We start from the raw sequence: 22,244 nt of genomic DNA, 5'->3' as shown, positions 1-22,244 counted from the left end.
TTCACCGGCAACGTCGTGTCCGGACGCTGGAAACGGCCGAATTGTTCACGTTTGAGAAGGGTGCGGAACAGTGCGGCGCACACTCAAGAACGCTTGCACAAACAGCCTGTCTGGCTACACGGATGACGTGCTGTCCTGCACGAACTGCGACAGCTCTTCTGACGCATTTCACGGCTTAAATTCAGATGATTTCGAAAAAACAAGGTAATTACAATAGCTTACAATAGGGGTCCAGGCCACAAATACCACCACCATGAAGAGTGTCCGCTTGATGCCCATTTGCACGAACGGCGTATTTTGCGGTCTTGCATGCACTGCAACACCGAAAGTGAACCTAACCGATGATCTGGTTATTGGGCGGCAGCGGGCTGTTCATGACCCGCGTGGCTTTGATGTCTGTTTTGCCCAAGCGCCTTCAATCGCGCTTTCACCCGCCCCCAACGAGACCGGCTGACAGGAACACTCTGCCCCGCCTGGCCGGCAAGGATAAGAACTCCACCGTCACCGGAGCGCTTGTAGCTGACAACGCGGCTGAGATTGACGATGTGACTTCGGTGGACACGGTTGAAAGTGCGCGGATCAAGCTGCTGTTCCGCTTCACTGATGGAAAGAGGGCAGAAGAATTCTCTGCTGCCGTCATACAGACGTGTGTAATGGGCGTCCGCGTGAATGGCATATATATCCAGCACGCCGATCTTGGTCTTCTGGCCATCCCGCTCGATCGGCAGCATTCCCTTGCCAAGTGGCTGACCAGGCCGGACCGCTTGAGCCGCCGCCTGCAATCCGGATGCGGATTTGACGCTGACAGCCATAACGGCTTGCGCTGACTGGCCCTGCTTGTCTTCACTTGCCGCACGCAGCTCTTCCTCTGGCATCTGGTTCCTGACCATGCCGCGATCAGTCTGGTCTTCCTGGGCTGGAACGAGGGCCAGCAGGAACAGGCCCGACACCAGAAATGCTACGCAGGAAACGAGAATAGCCAGCATTCCGGGGCTCAGGGCTGGTGCAAGAGTACCTGAAACCGGTTGCAGCGTTTCATAGGTCAATCCTGCCATGGCCGTGTAATGCATGGCTGAAATCGCAAGCGCCAGAACCGCTGCCGAAATGACAAGAGGAGGGCGGCGGCCGAGGCCAAAAAGAAGCCACATGGCGAGACCGGCTGCGTTGAAGGCAATCAGGAAGCTGGCAAAAACGTAGGCCGGGTCATGCTCCATGCGCAAAGACCCATGCAGGGCATACATGCCGAGATAATGCATGGTGCAAATACCGCTTCCCATAACAAAAGCGGAAAGGCCGAGGCGAATCGGGGTCAGCCGCGCATTGCTCGCTGCGAAAACAGCAATGCCGACAACGAGTACACAGACGAGAAACGACAGCAGTGTCGGCAGAACGAGAAAATCGACGGCGACAGGCAGACGGGCTGCCAGCATTCCGACGAAATGCATGGACCAGATGGCAAGGGCGACGGTCAACGCTGCCCCTGCAAGCAACAGCCGACGTCTCGGGTCAATCGCGCTGCGAACCTGAACGGCAAGGTTCAAGCCCACGAAACTGCCCTGAAAGGCCATCACCAGGGACAGCGCAACAAGCCAGGGCTCGTGCATCACTGACATGCCGGCTATCTCCTCCCAGTAGCCGCCGCCGCAACAAGCGACGGTTCCTCCGGATCAGATGATAGGGGAAAGAGAAATCTGCATCAAATTACGCGTGATACCAATGCATACGTGCACGGGCCGCGGGATCAATTTGAAATGTCCTGAGAAAAAAATGGCGGTGAGGGTGGGATTCGAACCCACGGTACGCTCTCACGCACGGCGGTTTTCAAGACCGCTGCCTTAAACCACTCGGCCACCTCACCATGCCGGCGCCTTGGCGGCCCGGCTGTGCAAACCGTTTCCTTTTTCTCACTCGGAAAGTCAAGCCGGAATCACCAGCATGAAGTTCAGGCGGGCGAAATCGTGTGGATGTGCGGGGAAATCAAGCTCCTTTGGGATGTTCCCGCGCCGCTTGCACACAGGGGCAGGACGGGCAGTGCGGGCGCAGGAACATCGCCAAAGGGTAGGGGCCGCCGGTCCGGTGTCGTGGGCAGGGTTTTGAACCGGCGGCCGAAGCTGGAGGTGGGGTCCAGCATTGCTGTGACAGGGCGGTCATCAGCAATGAGTTCACCCTAGGCTGATTTGACAGGTCTGAATGTGATGTACGTCACAACTGATCCGAATGACGATTTCTTCTCACCTGTGTCCTGTGCGCAACAGCCGGCGGCAGGCAAATTGACGCAGTTTTTAGTCATATATTTCAGACTGTTACAACAAACAGCCTTTGAGAAATGAACCTCGGGTCGTCTGAATCCGGTGGAGAGTTGAATTTGGGCAACGTGGCGGCCTCGACGGGCAGTTTACTTTGAAGTAATAAAACTACGCTTTAACAAGGGCATATGCGGGATGTGCAGCGGGGGCTAGTGCGTCTTGCGGGGACTGATCTGATGATCGGAACAATGCCTTGAAAACCGGTGTGGACCGAACCACACGCCGGAATGATCGCGTGAGCTGCGGGGCCGCCAGCGCGTAAGTGAGTAGGACGGCAGTATGCAAGGGACAGGCGGGAAATCTTGCCGGGTGACAAACCAGGTGGCAGGAACGTCTTCAGGGGAACCAGCTGTGACGCTTGATGGTAAATCGCGTCCTGCACGGAAACTCAGCGCCCAGTTGCGCACGGGATTGATTGTGGCGGCAGCGGTTTCGGCCGTGGCAGCCTGCAGCACCGCGCCGCAGCAGCAGAAATCAAAATTCAGCCCGGAAAAATATGGTGTCAAAGGCAGCCCGAAAATGGTTGCTGAAGGCCAACCCGTGCCGAAGGGTGGCGGACGCTATATCGTCGGCAAGAAATACAAGATTGCCGGCAAGTGGTACTACCCAAAGGAAGATCCGGACTACAAGAAGACCGGTCTGGCTTCCTGGTATGGGCCGACTTTCCACGGTCGCAAGACAGCCAACGGCGAGGTTTTCGACCGTAACTCCCTCACTGCTGCGCACACGACGATGCCGCTGCCGTCCTATGCCCGCGTGACGAACGTGGAAAATGGCCGCTCGATGATCGTTCGCGTCAATGATCGTGGCCCGTTCCACGGCAACCGCGTCATCGACCTGTCTGAACGCGCAGCAACGATGCTTGGCACCAAAAGCGCCGGCATCGGCAAGGTAAAGGTCGAGTACGTCGGTCGTGCACCGTTGCACGGACAGGACGAAGGCTTCCTTATGGCCTCTTACCGTGGCCCAGGTGCGGTCGAACCTGGCGCGACAATGCCGGGCACAATGCTGGCACAGGCCGAACCGCAGCAGGTTGCGCCTCAGCAAATCACACCGCAGGTCACCTTCGGGGCTGTTCCGGCGCCAAGCGCACGTCCTTATCTGACCACCGCATCCACGACCACGGCTTTCCGGGCGAAGCAGACAACCTTGACGGTTGCCTTCGATCCGGCGCAGGCATTCGAAGCCGGCAAGCCGACAATCGAAGTTGCGTCCAACAACCGCTTCGAGCCGGTCGAATCGGCCTATTCCGCTCCGGGTCTTGCGCCCGCGGAAGGAACACTCGGCGTGCTGCGCGTCCCGGCGCCGGGAACGTCCGCAGGTCTCGTGTCAGGCAGTGCAATTTCCTCATTTGCTGCGAACCGCCGAATTTCCGACGCGCATTCGCTGCTTTCAAATGTGGCCGACACGGGCCTTTCGATGCGTGAGCTGGTGGTCAAACTGGAAAACGACGGCTAATCGGCCCGGAACCCGGAGTAGGTCCGGCTTCTTCCACACGCCGCGCCTGTATCTATAAATAGGGCAAGCGGTTCATGGCCTCCGCATATTCTGTATCCGGATTTTTGAGAGCGTCTCGTCGCCTTGTAGGGCGAGGGGCGTTCTCTGCTTTTTTTGTCGTCTCTGCGTTCGCTCTCCCAGGGAATGCAGCCGAAACCATCGTGACGAAAGCTCCGATGGCTTTCCTCTATGAGCCCGGCTCCGGCACAATCCTTTTTGCCAAGGAACCTGACCAGCCGTTCGCTCCTGGCGCTCTAGCCAAGGTCATGACAGCCGCAACGGTTTTCAAGGCAGTGAAAGAAGGCGATCTCTCGCTTGATCAGACTTGCAAGGTCAGCGAACACGCCTGGCGAACCGGCGGCGCTCCCTCGGGTCGTGGTGCCACAATGTTCGCCGCGATCAAATCCGATATCTCGGTTGAAGACTTGCTCAAGGGATTGCTGGTTCACAATGGCAACGATTCCGCGATCGTGCTTGCCGAATGCCTGGACGGGTCCGAAGAAGCGTTTGCTGTGCGCATGAACGAATTCGCGCAATCCATCGGCATGAAGAACAGCCGCTTCGGCAACCCGACTGGCTATCCGGAAGTCCCAAGCCAGACCACTGTCCGTGATCAGGCAAGGCTTGCGGAATACATTCTGGAGAGCCACGCGGATCTTTATCCGATGTTCGCTATCCCGGAATTCACCTGGAACAAGATTTTCCAGCGCAACAAGAACCCCTTGCTCGGTGAAATCCGCAACCTTGACGGCCTCGGCGGCGGCAATGATGCAGAATCAGGATATTCCGGCCTCGGTTCGGTGGACAGGAATGGACGCAGAGTTATTGCCGCGGTTGCGGGTCTTTCGTCGGACAAACACCGCCTTCAGACACTCAAGGAGGTCATCGAAGGCGCCTGGGAGTATTTTTCCGTTCAGACGTTGTTTTCAGCGGGCGATGTTGTTGCAGACGGCCGGGTGTTTGGCGGTGTGACCAGCAGTGTTCCGCTGGTGTCCGAGAAAAGCGTTGACGTGCTGCTGCCGCGAGGTGGCACACTCGATTACAGGATACGCGTTATCTACAACGGACCGCTCCCCGCGCCAGTCAACGCTGGAGAGCAAGTTGGCGAAATCCGGGTCATCGGCAAGGATGGGATCGTCTACCGCTCTCCATTGGTAACCGGTGGCGCTGTTGCGGAAGGCACCATGATCGGCAGGGCTCTGGACGGTCTGCAGGAGCTGCTGTTCGGCTGGATCGGGTAAACGGTGCACAAAGATTGCAATTGCTGCTAAAGCCGGTGACAAAGACCAACAAGAACTAGCGGAGCCGGGATAGGGTGCCAGGACATTTCATTACCTTTGAAGGTGGCGAGGGGGCCGGAAAATCGACCCAGATCGCCCGCCTGAAAACCTATCTTGAAGGTCTGGGGCTATCCGTTGTCGTAACCCGCGAACCAGGCGGCTCGCCAGGGGCTGAGAAGATCCGTGCAATGCTGTTGTCTGGCGGCGCAAAGGATCTCGGTCCTCGCGGCGAAGCAATGCTTTTTGCCGCGGCACGCGCGGACCATGTGGATACCACCATCAAACCGGCGCTGGAGCGAGGCGACTGGGTTCTCTGCGACCGCTACGCCGATTCGACCTGGGTTTATCAGGGCGAGGCGGGCGTCGATCGCGACTATCTGAAACTGCTGGAAACGGCCGCGGTTGCCGGCATCTATCCCGACCTGACGATCCTCATCGACGTTCCGGTAGAAGTCGGGCTTGGACGTGTGGCGGAACGTTCTCGCACGGATGACAGCGGCGGCCCGGACAGGTTCGAAGGTGAAGAGCTCAAGGTCCATCAGCGAAGACGTGAACTTTTCCTTGAACTCGCCAAAAGCGAATCCTACCGATTTGCCGTGATCGACGGTGCCAAGGAGCCTGCCGAGGTCGAAACAGCCATTCGCAATGCCGTGAAGGAAACCTTTGCCGGCGACCTGAATGAAGGCGGCGCATCGGGCGTCACTGCTGAAGGGGCGCACTGATGGCCCGTGCCAATGCACCGATCGGCATTCCTGAAGTTGATGCTCTTCCTGGCTATCCGTTGCCCCATGAGCGGGACATCCTGATCGGACACACCAAAACGGAACAGGCTCTTCTGGACGCCTACAGGTCCGAGCGGCTTCATCATGCCTGGATCCTGGGCGGCCCGAAAGGGATCGGAAAGGCGACGCTTGCCTTTCGTTTCGCTCGTTTCGTGATCGCAAATCCGGACAGGTTCGGACAGCAGGTTGCCGCCGCGCGCGACCTTGCAGTTGCGCCCGACCATCCAGTGTCCCGACAGCTGAAGGCAGGCGGGCATCCGAACATTCTGCATTTGCGTCGACCCTGGGACGAGAAATCCAAACGGTTCAAAGCCGACCTGCCGGTGGATGAGGTGCGCAGAACCGTTTCCTTCTTCGGTACCACAGCATCCGCCAAGGCCTGGCGGATCTGCATTGTCGATGCTGCGGACGACATGAACATCAGCTCCGCCAACGCGCTCCTGAAGATCCTTGAGGAACCACCGCAACGATGCCTGTTCCTGGTGCTGAGCCATGCACCAGGCCGCCTGCTGCCGACAATCCGGTCCAGATGCCGGCGCCTCGATCTGGATCCCTTAAGCGAGCAGGAGGTCGGTCAGGGCCTGCAGGACCTATCTGGCGGATCGGTTGCCTCGGCGGATGACCTTCGTGAACTCGCTCAAACAGCCGACGGCAGCTTGCGATCTGCCATCACTTTGCTTTCGGGAGATGGTCTTGCGATCGCCAAGGGCGTTCGTCAGCTCGCAGACCGGCCGCAACAACTCGATCTGGCCGCTGCGCATGCATTGGCGGACCTGGTGGCCGCACGCGGCCAATCCGACAATTGGGAAAGCTTCCAGCACATCGTTCAGATCTGGCTGCACGATCGTATGCGCCGAGATCTTGGCAAGGGTGTGCGTGACGCACACGGGATCGTCGAGATTTGGGAAAAAATGAACAGGGCGATCCGGGATGCGGACGCGCTCAATCTCGACAAGAAACAGGTCGTGCTGGATTTTTTCTTCGCTTTGCGCGCAGCCTGACCCGTCAAGGCCCGTCTGTCGGCAACACAGATTGGAAATCGTTACGAGCGAGAGTTCGTGACTTGGGCAAGCCCCGATTCTTTTGTTAAAAGGCGGCAGCAACACCTATATGCGCCATACCGATCAAACTCATTTGGATCTTCAATGCTTGTCGACAGCCACTGCCATCTCGATTTCCCGGATTTTGACGGTGAACGTGCCGAACTGATCGCGCGGGCCAAGGCGGCCGGCGTGGAACTGATGGTCAGCATCTGCACCCACATCCGCAAGTTCGACCAGGTTCTGGCAATCGCCGAGGAATATTCGGAAGTCTATTGTTCGGTTGGCACCCATCCGCACAACGCCGGCACGGAGCGCGGCATTCCAGCCGATGAAATCGTGCAATTGGCGAACCACCCCAAGGTGGTCGCCATCGGCGAGGCCGGTCTCGATTACTTCTATGACAAGGCTCCGCGCGATGCACAGGCGGAAGGCCTTCGCATCCACATAGAAGCCGCACGGCGCACCGGCTTGCCGCTGGTCATTCATTCACGCGACGCGGATGACGATATGGCAGCCATCTTGCGCGAAGAAATGGGGAAGGGGGCCTTCCCGGCCCTGCTGCATTGCTTTTCGTCCGGCCGAGACCTTGCACTGACCGGAATAGAGCTTGGCCTTTATGTGTCCTTTTCCGGAATTTTGACTTTCAAGCGCTCGGAAGAGATCCGTGACATTGCCCGTGAATTGCCGGCGGACCGATTATTGGTGGAAACCGACGCCCCATATTTGGCACCGCAGCCTAGGCGCGGCAAACGTAACGAACCAGCCTATACAGCGATGACCGCGGCGGTTCTGGCGGAAACCAGGGGCGTTTCGGAAGAAGAGATTGCGCGGCAGACCACAGAGAATTTCTTCAGGCTCTTCAGCAAGGTGCCTCGTCAGACCCTGCAGACAAAAGCGATTGCTTCATGACCTTGACGCTGACCATTCTAGGATGCGGCTCTTCGGGAGGCGTGCCGCGTGTCGGCAATGATTGGGGCGATTGCGATCCCGGTGAACCGAAGAACCGCCGCAGCCGCTGTGCGCTTCTTGTGGAAAAGCGTGTGGATAACGAGTGCACAACGGTGTTGATAGACAGCGGACCCGACATCAGGTCGCAATTGCTGGCTGCCAACGTCAAGCACCTGGACGCGGTTGTCTATACACATTCGCATGCCGATCATCTGCACGGTATCGACGATTTGCGGGCCTTTTGGGTGCAATCCGGCAAAAGAGTTCCCGTCTATATGGACGAAGCGACAAGCGCGAGGGCACTCACAGCGTTCAGCTACTGCTTTGAAACACCGGCAGGCTCCAACTATCCGCCAATTCTGGAACGCCGTGATCTTCGTCCGGACACACCAGTCACCATTGAGGGAAACGGCGGTCCGATCACCTTCGAACCTTTCGAGGTTGTCCACGGAGAGATCAATGCGCTTGGATTTCGCATTGGTGACACAGCCTACATCCCCGATGTCTCGGACATTCCGGATAACAGCCTCAACCAATTGAAACACCTTGATCTTCTGATCCTGGATTGCTTGCGCCGCAGACCACATCCAAGCCATTTCTGTCTGGCGGATGCGCTGTCCTGGACTTCCAGAATTGCTCCCAAACGCACCATTTTCACCAATCTTCACAATGACTTGGACTACAAAGCCCTGTCAGCGGAACTGCCTGAAACCATAGAACCTGCCTATGATGGTATGCTCCTGTCCGTTGAAGACACAGGCACAGGCAAAGAAAGCGCTCTAACCACCGATGGCTGGTAAGCCACGCTACAAACAACCGACGGAAGATCGGCTGACCAAGTCTGCGCTTCATTACCTGGAACGCTATGCGACATCGGCCGCCAATCTTCGCAACGTTCTTGAACGCAAGGTTTTGAAAGCCTGCATGAGCCTGGAACTCGAGCCCGCCGACTATGCCGACCTGATCGATGCAGTCGTTGAAAAATGCGTTCAGACAGGTCTCGTCAACGACAAGACCTACGCGGAAACCAAGACTGCCGGGCTGCGCCGCCGTGGTGGCTCCACGCGGAAAATCGAAGCTCAGTTGGCTGCCAAAGGCGTTGACAGAGAAACGATACACACGGTGCTGGCACAAGACGAACGCAGCGACGAGGAAGCCGCTCGGATCTTCGCAAGACGCAGACGGCTTGGTCCATACAGAACCACACGAACGCGAGATGACCGGCGCGACAAGGATCTGGCTGCAATGTGCCGGGCGGGCTTTTCCTTTGAAATCGCCCGCAAGGTGATCGACGCGGACGACAGCGATTGATCTATACGACAGCACGACTGAGGCGCGGAATGACGCTCAGCAACACAAACTGACTGGCAACGCCAAACGGATCCATCACTAAGGCATTGGCAAAGCAAGGCAATCACGCCTTGCTATAAATGTTCCATAATATTGATTATGCGAATTAGTGATGTGGATTGGGAGCCCTCCATCGTCCCAGCAACAAATGTCACCTATCGGGCTTTCTCACCACTGCTCCAGCTCTGGACCTTGGCTGTGTCGGCTAGTCGACGTCATTGCAGATAGCTTGCAGAGCTTTGGCTTGCGTTCCATCGGTGTCCGGGCTTGAAAGACCAGACATGCAAACGAGAGATTTCCAAAGCGCCCATGCTCTGGCCCGTTGCCAGGTCTGATCATCTACCTCGCACGCATCCCGGAAAATCTTCCGGCTTTCGGGATCGAAATACGTCCAGGCCATAACGATGTCACAAGCAGGATCACCGATACCACAGGTTCCGAAATCTATGAGAGCTTTGACGACGCTTTTGGTGACGATTATGTTTCCGACCGCTACATCTCCGTGGAACCAAACAGGTCTGGCCGTCCAGGCTGACGTCATGCCGCGCTGCCAGACCTCAAGGCACTGCATTGCGTCCACCTTGCTGCCGAGGATATCCAAACTCTTTTGAACTTCGTCGCCGTAAACGCTGGGATGACAACCCCGATAGAATGAGTGCTTCCCCGCAAGGAGCCCGCTATCTGTAACGATCGCTCTCAAATCACACAGGGTTTTGCCAAGCGAAACCGCGAACGTTTCCGGATTCACACCGTCAGCGCTTTCAAGTGTATCTCCCTCGACCCAACGCCTTATCGACCACGGTAGCGGAAATGTATCGCTTGGCAGGCCGACAGCGACGACACTCGGCACTTCAACGGACAGATGCTCACCCAAGACAGCCAGCGCATGCGCTTCTTTCTTCACTGCTTCGGCATAGGATTCATTTCGTGGCAGACGCACGGAAAGAGCATCACCGAGCCTGAAGGTGGCGTTGTCCCAGCCCTGTTGGGAAACCGGTTCAATTGGTAGATGGTCAAGATGTGGAAACTGCTGGCGTATGAGAAGCGCAACTGTGTTTCGGTCGATTTCCATATTGTCCACGGTTGCTTTTCCAATCAAATCTTACCATTAAATCTAATCAAATCAGCATCTTATGCCAGCCAAATGCCCCCGGAAAAGAAGTCGTTGCCAGGTGAACATGGCCTTTGCGGCGGTTCAAAACCTGCCTCAAACAATGCCTCTCATCTCCGGCAGATCACAGATCCGGATTGGACACCCCTTCCCGCACAAGTTCATAAGCTGCTGTTATTGCGAGGTTATTCCCCGAAAAACACTGCACTTCTTGCAGCTAGTCTGAACCGCACACAGTATCGACGCGCCTGACGCCGGTGCTTATGTCTGTATGATATTGTTCTGATATGTCAGCAAGCGAACGTTACACTTTTCGAGAAGTGACCCCGGCAGATCTACCTCTCTTGGCGGAATGGCAGTCGCGACCGCATGTCCGCAAGTGGTGGGACACGGCCGAGCCCTTTACTACGCAAAAACTCAAAGACACTCGGGTGAAGCGCTGGATTGTTGAGACAACCCAGCGCCCTTTCGCCTACTTGCAGGACTACAGCGTTCACGGCTGGGAAGATCACCATTTTTTCTCGCTACCCAAGGGATCTCGGGGCATTGATCAGTACATCGGCGAAGCAGACATGACAGGTAAAGGGCACGGCCCTGCGTTTATCGCGCAGCACCTGAAGGCACTGTTCAGGGCCGGCATTCCGGTCGTTGCGACCGATCCCCACCCGGAGAACACTCGTGCCATTTCAGCGTATGAGAAGGCAGGCTTTGAAGTGTTTGGTACCTCCCGGGTGACACAATGGGGCTTGATACTCCCCATGAAGGTCAGTTCATCAGGGTAAGGCCCTGTGCTGTTTTTCCGTGCAGCATGGTGTTTCTAGATGCCATCCCTGCCCCCTCTCCTTCGTCCTGGCGAAACGGTGCCATTTGCTAACAAAACTGTCTTATCGTGCGCCCAAACCGGGTCTCAGTGAATTGGACCCGAGTACGCCGCCAGCCAGACTTTGCGTAGCCACAATATCGCGCTATCGCTGATACAGCTTTTGATTTGCATATTCGATTCTATTGGAGACCTTTTTGGCACATCTTTCTCAAAAACTGAGTGTAGCCATCCTGTTTGGCGGGCGATCTGCGGAACACGAAGTCTCGGTCCTTTCCGCCACAAATGTCATGAACGCGCTCGATCCTTCCAAGTATGACGCGGTTCCGGTCTACGTCACCCGTGAAGGACAATGGCTGCTGAGCAATTTTGAGAATGGGCATCTGGCACGGCCGACAACTGGCATTGAAATCTGTCCTGTTCCAGGTGGCCGTGGCCGAGTGATTGCACTGGATGAAAACGGGTTGCCTCGTGACTTTGACAAGCTCGACGCGGTCTTTCCCGTGCTTCATGGCCTCCATGGCGAAGATGGTGCGGTGCAGGGACTAGCTGAAGTGGCCCGGGTTCCGCTCGTTGGATGCGGTATCGCAGGGTCTGCAAATGCACTCGATAAGGATCTTGCAAAACGGCTTCTCATCGAGGCCGGCCTCCCCACGGCCAAATCACTCACAATTCGGCCGGACGATGTGCCGGACTTCGAACGCCTGAAGCGCGAACTTGGTTTGCCCGTATTCATCAAACCTGCCCGCCAGGGTTCCTCGGTCGGTGTCAGCAAGGTTCAGACGGCAGACGACTTTGAGGCCGCCTTGAAAGAAGGGTTCAAGCACGACAACAAGCTTCTTGCCGAGGAGTTCGTTCTTGGCCGCGAAATCGAATTCGCGGTCCTGGAGGAAAGCGACGGCACGCTGTTCGTCTCCAGGCCGGGCGAAATCGTTCCTGCCGAAAGCCATGGCTTTTACACCTATGACGCAAAATATGTCGACGAAGACGGCGCGGCCTTGAAGGTGCCCGCAGATTTGCCGCACGAGGTCGAAGGCCGGATGCAGGATCTGGCGGCAAAAGCGTTCAGAGCCCTGGGATGCGACGGCATGGCTCGTGTCGATTTCTTTGTGACGCAGGAAATGAATTTCCTGCTGAACGAACTAAACACGATCCCCGGCTTTACGAATATCAGCATGTATTCCAAAGCGATGGCTGCAAGCGGCGTCAGCTATCCGGAGATCATCGATCGTCTGATCACCCACGGCATTACCCGGGCAGAACGGGATATCTGAAACTTGACCATCATGCGCTCAATGCAAGAGCATTCTTCACAAACTCCGTGCCGATGTAGTCTCCGTCCCGGCGCACAACGCGGCATGTTCTCTCAGACTTCCCATCGTTGAAATGGAGAGTGAACTGGTTCGGAACATTTCCGGCATTAGCCAAATGAATCCGTGCCCCATTTTCGGAAATATCCCTTACAGAACACTGCACGCACTCATTCTGACCAAACCTGATTTCGGCATGTTGATGCACGCGGGTTCGTTCGCTTTTCCGCCGGTTTTCCATGCCGACGACCCAATTGTCCAGATTGCTGCAGACGGACGCAACATTTTCGGATGCGAGCATCAACTTGCTGCTGATTTCGTCAGTCGCAGCGCATTGCTGTTCTGCTGCAGTTGATGTTCCCTGAACCAATTCCTGCACTTCGGTGATTGACGACTGGATGGCCTTCAGCGCTTCATCTACAGCTCCTGCAACGGTCTGCATCTCCTCGATCTCGGCGAAAATGCGCGTTGTTGCCTGAGATGTCTGGCTCGCGAGATCCTTGACCTCGTTCGCCACAACAGCAAAGCCTCGTCCCGCCTCGCCTGCGCGTGCGGCCTCTATCGTTGCGTTGAGAGACAAAAGGTTGATCTGATCAGCAACTTTCGAAATCAGCTGAACGACATCGTCCATGGAAGCCGCAGCGTTGCGGAGAGTTTCGGTGGATCTTCCGGCTGCTTCGGAGCGGGTTTGCATGTCATCAACCGCCCGCTGCGCCTCGTCCATTCCACGCGACACATCTTGTGCAGAGCCGGTAATTTCCCTGGCAGAAGCAACTGTCTGCTCAACAGTTCCAAGTGTCTCTTCGGCGGCCGCAATGGCTGTCTGTCGTGACTTCATGTTCTGCGTAACGTCGGTGGCAAACTTGGTAATCTTGATGAGCCTACCGGACGCGTCGAAGATCGGATTGTAGGTCGCCTGCAGCCAGATAGGAGCGCCACTCTTGCCGTAACGCTGATAGATGGCCGACGTATGTTTCCCGTCCCCCAGTTCCTTCCAGAATGAGGCATATTCCTTGCTCTGTGCGTAATCGGGTGACACAAACATGCGGTGGTGTTTACCGACCACCTCAGCGGCAGAATACCCGGTCGTACGCAGGAAGTTCTCGTTCGCGTCGAGAATGATCCCTTCCCTGGTGAAGGAAATCATCGCCTGGCTACGGCTGATTGCCGCAATCTGGCCTTCATATTCAGCGTTTCGAAGCTTTTCGGAGGTTACGTCGGTCGCGAATTTCACGACCTTGAACGGGTGACCAGCCGCATCGAGGATCGGGTTGTAGGAGGCCAGGATCCAGATATCCCTACCGTCCTTGTGCCGGCGTCTGAACTCGCCGCTCTGGTAAGCCCCTTCTCCAAGCTTGCGCCAGAAGGCCTTGTATTCTGGCTTGTTCCGATCTACCGGATCCAAAAACAGGCTGTGGTGCTTGCCCTTCACTTCCGAAAGTTCGTAACCGAGCGACTTCAGGAAATTCGAATTCGCATCGAGGATCGTGCCGTCCAGGTCAAATTGAATAACAGCTTGCGATCGGTTGATCGCGTCTATCTGCCCCTGGGCTTCAAGCGCCTTTCGTTTCTTCTCGGTAATATCGGTCGCGATCTTGACGATCTTCCGAACGGTCCCCGACCTGCTGATGACCGGATTGTAGGTTGCCTGGATCCAGACTTCCTGGCCTCCCTTGGCAATCCGGGCAAATTCAGCAGACTGGAACTCTCCCTTCGACAAAGCCTTCCAAAGACGTTCATAATCGGACGACTTTGCATAGTCCGGATCGACGAACATCCTGTGATGTCGTCCCTTTATTTCATCCAACGAATACCCGAAGGTCCTGAGAAAATTCTCATTCGCTTCCAAAATTGTGCCATCGGGTTTGAATTGTATGATCGCTTGAGAACGACTAAACGCATCGACAATTTCTCGGCAGTCACTTTGCGGCAATAACAACGTCATAAGAAATCGCCTTTAGGTAGGTGTTTTCCCGTATCACACTAGCGACATCTTCTTGAATCTTGTTTAACGTGAACTATAGGTAAATATATCTAGGGTTGCTGCGCACATGTACGGCACGGACCTGTAATCGACGCCATGCTCTACGTCCCTTAACCGTCGTAACCACTTGAACGGCCGCGCATTTTCTTGATCTGACCACGTTGTTTCTTGGCGTCGAGACGACGCTTCTTGGATCCGAGGGTCGGTTTCGTGGCCTTGCGGGGTTTCGGCTTTTCCGTAGCCTTTCGAAGCAAGTCCAGCAAACGCTCCAACGCATCTTCCCGATTCCGTTCGCGGGTCCGGAACCGATCCGCCTGCAAGACAATCTCGCCGCCCAGAGTCAGCCGACTGCCTGCAAGCCTCGCCGCTCGCGTCTTGACGTCTTCTGGAAGTGTTTCATTGCCGGCAAGGTCGAACCGAAGTTGAACTGCCGTTGAGACCTTGTTGACGTTCTGCCCGCCAGGCCCGGAGGCGCGAATGAAATCTTCTGTGAGATCATCCTTGAGGATGAACAGGCGTCCAGTCACTGCAATCTTTGAAGCAGCAAAGGGATCGTCCGTCTCGCCGCTCATACCGCCTGATCACTCTCGGCCGGCAACTTCAGGCCGACACCGTTCAAGATAAGCGACGTCACCGCAGCTTCCGTTTCGGCCTGGAAGGCCGCGTCGGAAAGGTCCTTCCCGGTCAACGCCTTGATCTGCACCGAAAAGTCCGCGTAATGCTGGGTGGTTGCCCAAATCGTGAAGATGAGATGGACAGGATCGACACTTCGCATCTTGCCTGCCGCGATCCAGTCTTCGATCACCTGACTTTTTTCGGCCACCAAACGCTTCAGATCCGTTTGCAGGATCGGCAATATCTGTGGCGCACCCTGCATCACTTCGTTGGCAAACAACTTTGAGGCTTCCGGAAACCTGGCAGACATTTCGATCTTCTGGCGAATATAGGCAGCCAGTTCCTGCGCCGGCTCCCCATCCGGATTGAGCGTTTTCAAAGGGGCAAGCCACACCTCCAGAATATGGGCGAGCGTCGCGTTATAGATCGCCTCCTTGGAGGAGAAGTAGTAGAGCAGGTTGGACTTCGACATTCCGGCATCCGCAGCGATCCGCTCAACTGTCGCGCCGGAAAATCCCTTCATGGAAAACTCGCCAAGCGCCGCTTCCAGAATCAGGGACCGGTTCTTTTCCTGGATCCGGCTCAGCCCGCCTGATTTAAAGGATGCCTGCGTCTGCTCGCCCAAATCCGCCATCTACCGTTCCGTCTTCTGCCGCGAAGGGTCGCAACCCTACACCCAAACCACACGGCATTTTTCCGGAAAAAACACCGATTTCACAACTGCCAAGTTCAGCACCGGAAGGAATGACCAGAAATTAGTCATGACGACCGGATTTGCATCTTGACCATTTGGTCAAATCCCTCCTAGGGTAAATTGACCAGATGGTCAGAAGGCTAGTCGATTGATCCGTCCCTCGCAATGGGGATGTCTTGAACAAACGGCAGCCATCGGCCAATTCGGGAATCCCGGCAACCCGGGGCGGCTGAAAGGCCAGACAGAGGATTTAGGCGAACGGGAAAGAGGCAAAAGCCCATCCGGAACGCCAGGGAACAGTGTGGGGAGAGGACCAGCGCAGTCGGCACTGCCGTTGACGCAGTGCGCGTGCTATTCCTTCCATCACAAATCAGCAACAGTCGGCCGCTTCAAGCACGAAGGGTCGCAAGGAGGACGTATGTCAGCATCGAGCCAGGCTGCCACCAACAATCTCGAAGCTTTCTGGATGCCGTTCACGGCCAATCGGCAATTCAAGCAGGCCCCACGCATGTTCGTGTCGGCCAAGGACATGCATTACACCACAGCCGACGGCCGCCAGGTTCTCGACGGCACGGCCGGCCTCTGGTGCTGCAACGCCGGTCACTCCCGTCCCAAGGTCGTTGAAGCGGTCCAGAAGCAGATTGCCGAGCTGGACTATGCACCCGCCTTCCAGATGGGCCATCCCAAGGCATTTGAACTTGCTGCGCGTCTCGCGGCCATGATGCCCTCCCCGCTGGACCATGTCTTTTTCACGAATTCCGGATCGGAAAGCGTGGACACCGCATTGAAGATTGCACTTGCCTACCAGCGCGCGATCGGACAGGGCACTCGCACCCGTTTGATTGGCCGTGAACGTGGCTACCACGGTGTCGGCTTTGGCGGCATATCGGTTGGCGGCATCGTCTCCAACCGCAAGACCTTCGGCACGATGCTGACCGGCGTCGACCACATGCGCCATACGCACGATCCCGAGCGCAATGCATTCTCGCGCGGCATGCCGGAAAACGGCGCTGAATATGCCGAAGAGCTGATCCGTATCATTCAGCTTCATGATCCCTCGACCATCGCAGCTGTCATCGTTGAACCGGTCGCCGGATCGACCGGCGTTCTGATCCCGCCCAAGGGATATCTGGAACGCCTGCGCGAAATCTGCTCTCAGCATGGCATTCTGCTGATTTTCGACGAAGTTATCACCGGTTTCGGTCGTCTGGGGTCACCGTTTGCGACTGACTTCTTCGGTGTAACGCCGGATCTTGTCACAACAGCGAAAGGCCTGACGTCCGGCGTCGTCCCGATGGGGGCGGTGTTCTGTACATCTGACATCTATCATACGTTCATGACCGGCCCGGAACACATGATCGAGCTGTTCCACGGTTATACCTATTCCGCGCATCCGCTCGCCTGCGCAGCCGCTCTTGCAACACTCGACACCTACGATGAAGAAGGCCTGCTGACACGTGCGGCTGACCTTGCTCAATATTGGGAAGACGGCCTGCATTCGCTCAAGGATTGCCCGAATGTCATCGACATTCGCAATCTCGGCCTGATTGGCGCAATCGAACTGACGCCAATTGCAGGAGAACCGACGAAACGGGCGTTCTCGGCGTTCCTGAAAGCCTACGACGACGGCCTGCTGATCCGCACGACTGGCGATATCATCGCCCTGTCCCCGCCGCTGATTATTTCGAAGGAACAGATCGACGAGTTGTTCGGCAAGCTGCGCAGCGTGCTGAACGCGATCGACTGATATCCGGCAAGACCAGAGACAAAGACACGTTTTAGGAGACACAAGCATGGCAGCCCCCGGCGAAAACCTGAGGATCAACGCAGAACGCCTCTGGGACAGTCTGATGGAGATGGCAAAGGTCGGTCCGGGTGTTGCCGGTGGCAACAATCGCCAGACGCTGACCGATGCCGACGCCGAGGGCCGCAAGCTGTTCCAGAAATGGTGCGAGGAAGCCGGCATGACCATGGCGGTCGACACCATGGGCAACATGTTCATGACGCGGCCGGGAACAGATCCGGACGCCCTGCCCGTCTATGTCGGCTCGCACCTCGATACTCAGCCGACCGGCGGCAAGTATGACGGCATTCTCGGCGTGCTCGGCGGACTGGAAGTCATCCGAACCATGAACGATCTCGGCATCAAGACCAAACACCCGATCGTGGTCACCAACTGGACCAACGAGGAAGGCACTCGCTTTGCACCGGCAATGCTTGCGTCTGGCGTCTTCGCAGGTGTGCATACACAGGACTGGGCCTATGACCGGGCCGACCACGAAGGCTTGAAGTTCGGCGACGAATTGAAGCGCATCGGCTGGGTTGGCGATGAAGAAGTCGGTGCACGCAAGACCAAGATGCACGCAATGTTCGAACTCCACATCGAACAGGGTCCGATCCTGGAAGCCGAGGGCAAGGATATTGGTGTCGTGACCCACGGCCAGGGCCTTTCCTGGACGCAAGTGACGGTAACCGGCAAGGACAGCCACACGGGCTCCACGCCGATGCCCATGCGCAAGAACGCCGGCCTCGGCATGGCCCGTATTCTGGAACTGGTCGATGAAATCGCCTGGTCGCATGCTCCACATGCTGTGGGTGCCGCCGGCCACATCGAGGTTTTCCCGAATTCACGCAACGTGATCCCCGGCAAGGCTGTCTTCACGATCGATTTCCGCTCTCCGGATCTCGCCGTCATCAAGGATATGGAAGATCGCCTGAAGACAGGCGCCAAGAAGATCTGCGATGACATGGGACTGGACGTCGATTTTGAAAAAGTCGGCGGTTTCGACCCGGTAGAATTCGACAAGGGATGCGTCGAGGCGGTTCGCAACGCTGCCGAGCGTCTCGGATATTCCCATCAAAACATCATCTCCGGCGCCGGTCACGATGCCTGCTGGATTAACAAGGTCGCGCCGACTGCGATGATCATGTGCCCCTGCGTCGACGGTCTGTCGCACAACGAGGCAGAAGAGATCTCCAAGGATTGGGCGAAAGCGGGTGCTGATGTCTTGTTCCACGCAGTGGTCGAAACAGCGGGGATCGTGGAATAGCACAAACATCGGCCAACCTGTCGCGTCAGCGACCGGATTGAACGAACACCTGGCTGTCCCGGTCCTGAACCGAGGCCCGTTGCAGGGAAATGAGAGGAACATGACTTTTAATGGAAAGGCATTGGCAATGGTCTGCGCCCAGTTTTGGGCCGCAGCACCTGCCTTTGCCTTTTCCGTTGGAGACAGCTGGGACTGGCAACTCACGGAGCCGGTCGATCTCGACAGGAATGTCAGGGTTCTGGATCTGCACCCCGACCTGGTGACGCCGGATGATCTGGCGGCTCTCAGGCAAAAAGGTGTCCGCACCATTTGCTATGTCAGCATCGGAACCCTGGAAAATACCTCCGAGGATTTCAAGGTATTTCCGGATGACTTGCTCGGCAAAACCTACGAAGACTGGCCGGACGAGCGTTTTCTCGATATCCGCCGTCTTGATGTCCTGCTTCCGATCATGAAATCCCGCTTCGAAGCCTGCAAGAACGAGGGTTTCGACGCGATTGAACCTGACAACATGGACGTTCATGACAACGACAGCGGGTTTCCGATCACCGCAGACGACGTTGTTGCCTATGTCGCCAGACTGGCCGCCATTGCCCATTCTCTCGACCTCGGCATCGGGCAGAAGAATGTGCCCGACCTGACTGCCGATCTGATCAACCACATGGACTTCCTGATCGCCGAAAGCTGTTTTCAGGACAAATGGTGCGACGACGTCAACGCCTATGTCCGGGCAGGCAAGCCGATCTTCGATGCAGAATACACGGACCGGCCGATAGACTTTCAAGAAGCCTGCGAAGTCGCAGCGCGGCAGAACATTGCGATGATCCTGAAAGACCGGGATCTGACGTCACCGGTACAAACCTGTCCATGAGGCAGGCTGACGAGGGAAATTTCCGGCGCTTCGCACCGGACGAGTGAACAAACGAGAAGGGGAACACAAATGGCCAGCAAAGTGATCAAGGGCGGTACGGTTGTAACTGCCGATCTTTCCTACGAAGCCGATGTGAAAATCGAAGGTGGCCGCATTGTCGAAATCGGCCCCAACCTGTCCGGTGACGAAACCCTGGATGCGACCGGCTGTTACATCATGCCGGGTGGCATCGATCCGCACACCCACCTCGAAATGCCGTTCATGGGCACATTCTCTTCAGACAATTTCGACAGCGGCACACGCGCAGCGTTGGCCGGTGGCACGACCATGGTCGTTGATTTCGCCCTGCCCTCACCCGGCCAGTCGCTGCTGGAAGCCCTGCAGATGTGGGACAACAAGTCTTCAATGGCCCATTGCGACTATTCCTTCCACATGGCGATCACCTGGTGGGGCGAACAGGTCTTCAACGACATGCAGACCGTCGTCCAGCAGAAGGGCATCAACACGTTCAAGCACTTCATGGCCTACAAGGGCGCCCTGATGGTGAATGACGACGAGATGTTCGCCTCGTTCTCACGCTGCGCTGAGCTTGGCGCCTTGCCGCTCGTGCACGCGGAAAATGGCGATGTCGTCGCCACCTTGCAGCAAAAGCTACTGGCGGAAGGCAACAATGGCCCCGAAGCACATGCCTATTCCCGCCCGCCAGAAGTGGAAGGCGAGGCAACCAACCGCGCCATCATGATCGCGGATATGGCTGGTGTACCGGTCTATATCGTTCACACGTCTTCGGAACAGGCGCATGAGGCCATTCGCCGGGCTCGCCAGAACGGCATCCGTGCCTATGGCGAACCGCTCATCCAGCATCTGACGCTGGATGACAGCGAATACAAGCACGCCGACTGGGACCACGCCGCACGCCGGGTCATGTCGCCTCCGTTCCGCGACAAGAAACACCAGGACAGCCTCTGGGCAGGTCTCGCTTCCGGCTCCTTGCAGGTGGTTGCGACCGACCATTGCGCATTCTCCACCGATCAGAAGCGCACCGGTGTCGGCGATTTCACCAAAATCCCGAACGGCACTGGTGGTCTTGAGGACCGGATGCCGATGTTGTGGACATATGGCGTGAATACAGGTCGCCTGACACCCAATGAATTCGTCGCGGTCACCTCAACCAATATTGCAAAGATCTTGAATATCTATCCGAAAAAAGGAGCAATTCTGGTTGGCGCAGATGCCGATCTTGTCGTCTGGGATCCCGAAAAATCGAAAACCATTTCCGCCTCCAGCCAACAGTCCGCCATCGACTACAACGTCTTCGAAGGCAAGGCCGTCAAAGGGCTGCCGCGCTACACACTCACCCGTGGCCGCGTTGCAGTGGAAGACGGCACCGTCAACCACAGCCAGGGTCATGGCGAATTTGTCGCCCGCAAGCCGTATCAGGCCGTCAACAAGGCGCTAAGCACGTGGAAGGAACTGACGGCACCGCGTAAGGTGGAACGCTCCGGCATTCCCGCCAGCGGCGTCTGATCCAATCCGGCCCCGCCTTTCAAACAGGCGGGGCCTTCAAGAAACGAACACGTCAATCCGGACCCGACTCGTGCCGCGAGGAACTTGATGACTGCACTTGCCAGCGCAAAGGACACCGAAATGGTGGAAAACAAACAAAGCGCCAGCCCGAACCGGGTGATCGATATCGAGAACCTCTCGCTAACATTCGAGACCAACGACGGCCCGGTTCACGCGCTTTCAGACATCGATCTGAAGATCGAAGAGGGAGACTTCGTTTCCTTCATCGGTCCGTCGGGTTGCGGCAAGACCACATTGCTCAGGGTTATCGCCGATCTTGAAAAGCCGACCGCGGGGTCCATCACGGTCAATGGTGTCTCTCCGGAACAAGCACGCCTCAATCGGGCCTATGGCTATGTCTTTCAGGCTGCCGCCCTTTATCCCTGGCGCACGATTGCCAAGAACGTGGCATTGCCTCTCGAAATCATGGGGCTTTCAAAGGCCGAGCAGCAAAAGCGGATTTCCCGAAACATGGAGCTGGTGAACCTCACCGGCTTCGAAAAGAAGTATCCCTGGCAGCTTTCAGGCGGCATGCAGCAGCGCGCGTCGATCGCCCGCGCCCTCGCCGTCGAGCCGGATCTGCTCCTGATGGACGAACCCTTCGGTGCGCTCGACGAAATCGTCCGCGACCATCTCAACGAACAATTGCTGCAGCTTTGGGCCAAGACCAACAAGACCGTTGTCTTCGTAACCCACTCGATCCCGGAAGCGGTGTTCCTGTCGACCAAGATCGTCGTGCTGTGCCCGCGCCCGGGCCGTATCTACGACGTGATCGAAAGCGATCTGCCTCGCAACCGCAGTCTTGATATTCGCGAGACACCGGAGTTCCTGAAAATCGCCCATCGGGTGCGCGATGGACTGAAGGCAGGGCACTCCTATGAAGACTAAATCGCATCGACCCGCGACATTTGTTGATGTCGACCCTGCCGTGGAAATCCAGGCCCTTGATGGTCTTGCGACCAGGGTTTGGCAGCGCATTTCTGCGATTGCGGGAAAGGCGCGGATATATGACTGACG

Annotated in this window: 19 protein-coding genes and 1 tRNA gene; 14 read left to right on the top strand and 6 right to left on the bottom strand. The window is 56.8% G+C overall.

Annotation, left to right across the window (positions count from 1 at the left end; genetic code table 11):
- Positions 1–350: 350 nt before the first annotated feature.
- Together ACP90_RS14565 and ACP90_RS14560 are read right to left on the bottom strand one after the other, a co-directional pair.
- On the bottom strand, positions 351–1,613 hold the full coding sequence (locus ACP90_RS14565; protein WP_062488735.1) for an MHYT domain-containing protein: 1,263 nt from the start codon (positions 1,611–1,613) through the stop codon (positions 351–353).
- A gap of 155 nt (positions 1,614–1,768) precedes the next feature.
- Positions 1,769–1,858: transfer RNA gene (locus tag ACP90_RS14560), tRNA-Ser, on the bottom strand.
- 859 nt (positions 1,859–2,717) lie between these two features.
- Between ACP90_RS14560 and ACP90_RS14555 the strand changes: the two genes are divergently transcribed.
- The 7 genes from ACP90_RS14555 (at position 2,718) to ACP90_RS14525 (ending at position 9,167) form a co-directional block, all read left to right on the top strand.
- Positions 2,718–3,764, top strand: coding sequence for a septal ring lytic transglycosylase RlpA family protein (locus ACP90_RS14555; protein ID WP_062488734.1), 1,047 nt, complete (start codon positions 2,718–2,720; stop codon positions 3,762–3,764).
- 200 nt (positions 3,765–3,964) lie between these two features.
- Positions 3,965–5,044, top strand: coding sequence for a D-alanyl-D-alanine carboxypeptidase family protein (locus tag ACP90_RS14550; protein ID WP_208984167.1), 1,080 nt, complete (start codon positions 3,965–3,967; stop codon positions 5,042–5,044).
- 74 nt (positions 5,045–5,118) lie between these two features.
- Complete coding sequence (gene tmk / locus ACP90_RS14545) at positions 5,119–5,805, top strand: dTMP kinase (protein WP_062488732.1); 687 nt, start codon at positions 5,119–5,121, stop codon at positions 5,803–5,805.
- Complete coding sequence (locus ACP90_RS14540) at positions 5,805–6,866, top strand: DNA polymerase III subunit delta' (protein WP_062488731.1); 1,062 nt, start codon at positions 5,805–5,807, stop codon at positions 6,864–6,866. The genes tmk and ACP90_RS14540 overlap by 1 nt, the downstream gene beginning before the upstream one ends.
- Before the next feature lie 144 nt (positions 6,867–7,010).
- Positions 7,011–7,817, top strand: coding sequence for a TatD family hydrolase (locus tag ACP90_RS14535; RefSeq protein WP_062488730.1), 807 nt, complete (start codon positions 7,011–7,013; stop codon positions 7,815–7,817).
- Entirely contained in the window at positions 7,814–8,656 is an 843-nt protein-coding gene (locus ACP90_RS14530) for an MBL fold metallo-hydrolase (protein ID WP_062488729.1), read from the top strand. The genes ACP90_RS14535 and ACP90_RS14530 overlap by 4 nt, the downstream gene beginning before the upstream one ends.
- Positions 8,646–9,167: a regulatory protein RecX gene (locus tag ACP90_RS14525; protein ID WP_062488728.1), complete on the top strand. Its 522-nt coding sequence runs from the start codon at positions 8,646–8,648 to the stop codon at positions 9,165–9,167. The genes ACP90_RS14530 and ACP90_RS14525 overlap by 11 nt, the downstream gene beginning before the upstream one ends.
- A 244-nt stretch (positions 9,168–9,411) precedes the next feature.
- Here ACP90_RS14525 and ACP90_RS14520 read toward each other — a convergent pair whose 3' ends face one another.
- Positions 9,412–10,278 (bottom strand): aminoglycoside phosphotransferase family protein, encoded by an 867-nt coding sequence (locus tag ACP90_RS14520; RefSeq protein ID WP_062491640.1) that lies wholly within the window; start codon positions 10,276–10,278, stop codon positions 9,412–9,414.
- A gap of 326 nt (positions 10,279–10,604) precedes the next feature.
- On the opposite strand from ACP90_RS14520, the gene ACP90_RS14515 reads away from it, so the two are divergent.
- On the top strand, positions 10,605–11,099 hold the full coding sequence (locus tag ACP90_RS14515; RefSeq protein WP_062488727.1) for a GNAT family N-acetyltransferase: 495 nt from the start codon (positions 10,605–10,607) through the stop codon (positions 11,097–11,099).
- A gap of 235 nt (positions 11,100–11,334) precedes the next feature.
- On the top strand, positions 11,335–12,411 hold the full coding sequence (locus tag ACP90_RS14510; RefSeq protein WP_062491638.1) for a D-alanine--D-alanine ligase family protein: 1,077 nt from the start codon (positions 11,335–11,337) through the stop codon (positions 12,409–12,411).
- A gap of 10 nt (positions 12,412–12,421) precedes the next feature.
- Here the strand turns inward: ACP90_RS14510 and ACP90_RS14505 are convergent, their stop codons facing one another.
- From ACP90_RS14505 to ACP90_RS14495, 3 genes are all read right to left on the bottom strand, one after another.
- The gene (locus ACP90_RS14505) at positions 12,422–14,392 is read right to left on the bottom strand and encodes a PAS domain S-box protein (protein ID WP_088665233.1); all 1,971 of its coding nucleotides are present in this window, start codon (positions 14,390–14,392) and stop codon (positions 12,422–12,424) included.
- Positions 14,393–14,541: 149 nt separating this feature from the next.
- Complete coding sequence (gene arfB, locus ACP90_RS14500; protein WP_055654348.1) at positions 14,542–15,003, bottom strand: alternative ribosome rescue aminoacyl-tRNA hydrolase ArfB; 462 nt, start codon at positions 15,001–15,003, stop codon at positions 14,542–14,544.
- On the bottom strand, positions 15,000–15,680 hold the full coding sequence (locus ACP90_RS14495; RefSeq protein WP_062488726.1) for a TetR family transcriptional regulator C-terminal domain-containing protein: 681 nt from the start codon (positions 15,678–15,680) through the stop codon (positions 15,000–15,002). The genes arfB and ACP90_RS14495 overlap by 4 nt, the downstream gene beginning before the upstream one ends.
- Positions 15,681–16,158: 478 nt before the next feature.
- On the opposite strand from ACP90_RS14495, the gene ACP90_RS14490 reads away from it, so the two are divergent.
- The 5 genes from ACP90_RS14490 to ACP90_RS14470 all read left to right on the top strand — a co-directional run bounded on the left by ACP90_RS14490 (position 16,159) and on the right by ACP90_RS14470 (position 22,115).
- The gene (locus ACP90_RS14490; RefSeq protein WP_022998597.1) at positions 16,159–17,487 is read left to right on the top strand and encodes an aspartate aminotransferase family protein; all 1,329 of its coding nucleotides are present in this window, start codon (positions 16,159–16,161) and stop codon (positions 17,485–17,487) included.
- Positions 17,488–17,533: 46 nt separating this feature from the next.
- Positions 17,534–18,790, top strand: a complete 1,257-nt coding sequence (locus tag ACP90_RS14485; RefSeq protein WP_062488725.1) for a Zn-dependent hydrolase — start codon at positions 17,534–17,536, stop codon at positions 18,788–18,790.
- A 100-nt stretch (positions 18,791–18,890) separates the two neighbouring features.
- Positions 18,891–19,661 carry an endo alpha-1,4 polygalactosaminidase gene (locus ACP90_RS14480; RefSeq protein WP_062488724.1) on the top strand — a complete coding sequence of 257 codons (771 nt, stop codon included), beginning with the start codon at positions 18,891–18,893 and terminating at the stop codon, positions 19,659–19,661.
- A 69-nt stretch (positions 19,662–19,730) separates the two neighbouring features.
- The gene (gene hydA / locus ACP90_RS14475) at positions 19,731–21,188 is read left to right on the top strand and encodes a dihydropyrimidinase (protein WP_062488723.1); all 1,458 of its coding nucleotides are present in this window, start codon (positions 19,731–19,733) and stop codon (positions 21,186–21,188) included.
- 120 nt (positions 21,189–21,308) lie between these two features.
- Positions 21,309–22,115, top strand: a complete 807-nt coding sequence (locus ACP90_RS14470) for an ABC transporter ATP-binding protein (protein WP_062491636.1) — start codon at positions 21,309–21,311, stop codon at positions 22,113–22,115.
- Positions 22,116–22,244 lie beyond the last annotated feature (129 nt).

Source organism: Labrenzia sp. CP4 (genome assembly GCF_001579905.1).
Lineage (GTDB): Bacteria > Pseudomonadota > Alphaproteobacteria > Rhizobiales > Stappiaceae > Roseibium > Roseibium algicola.
This window is presented reverse-complemented; position numbering and strand designations above follow the sequence as displayed.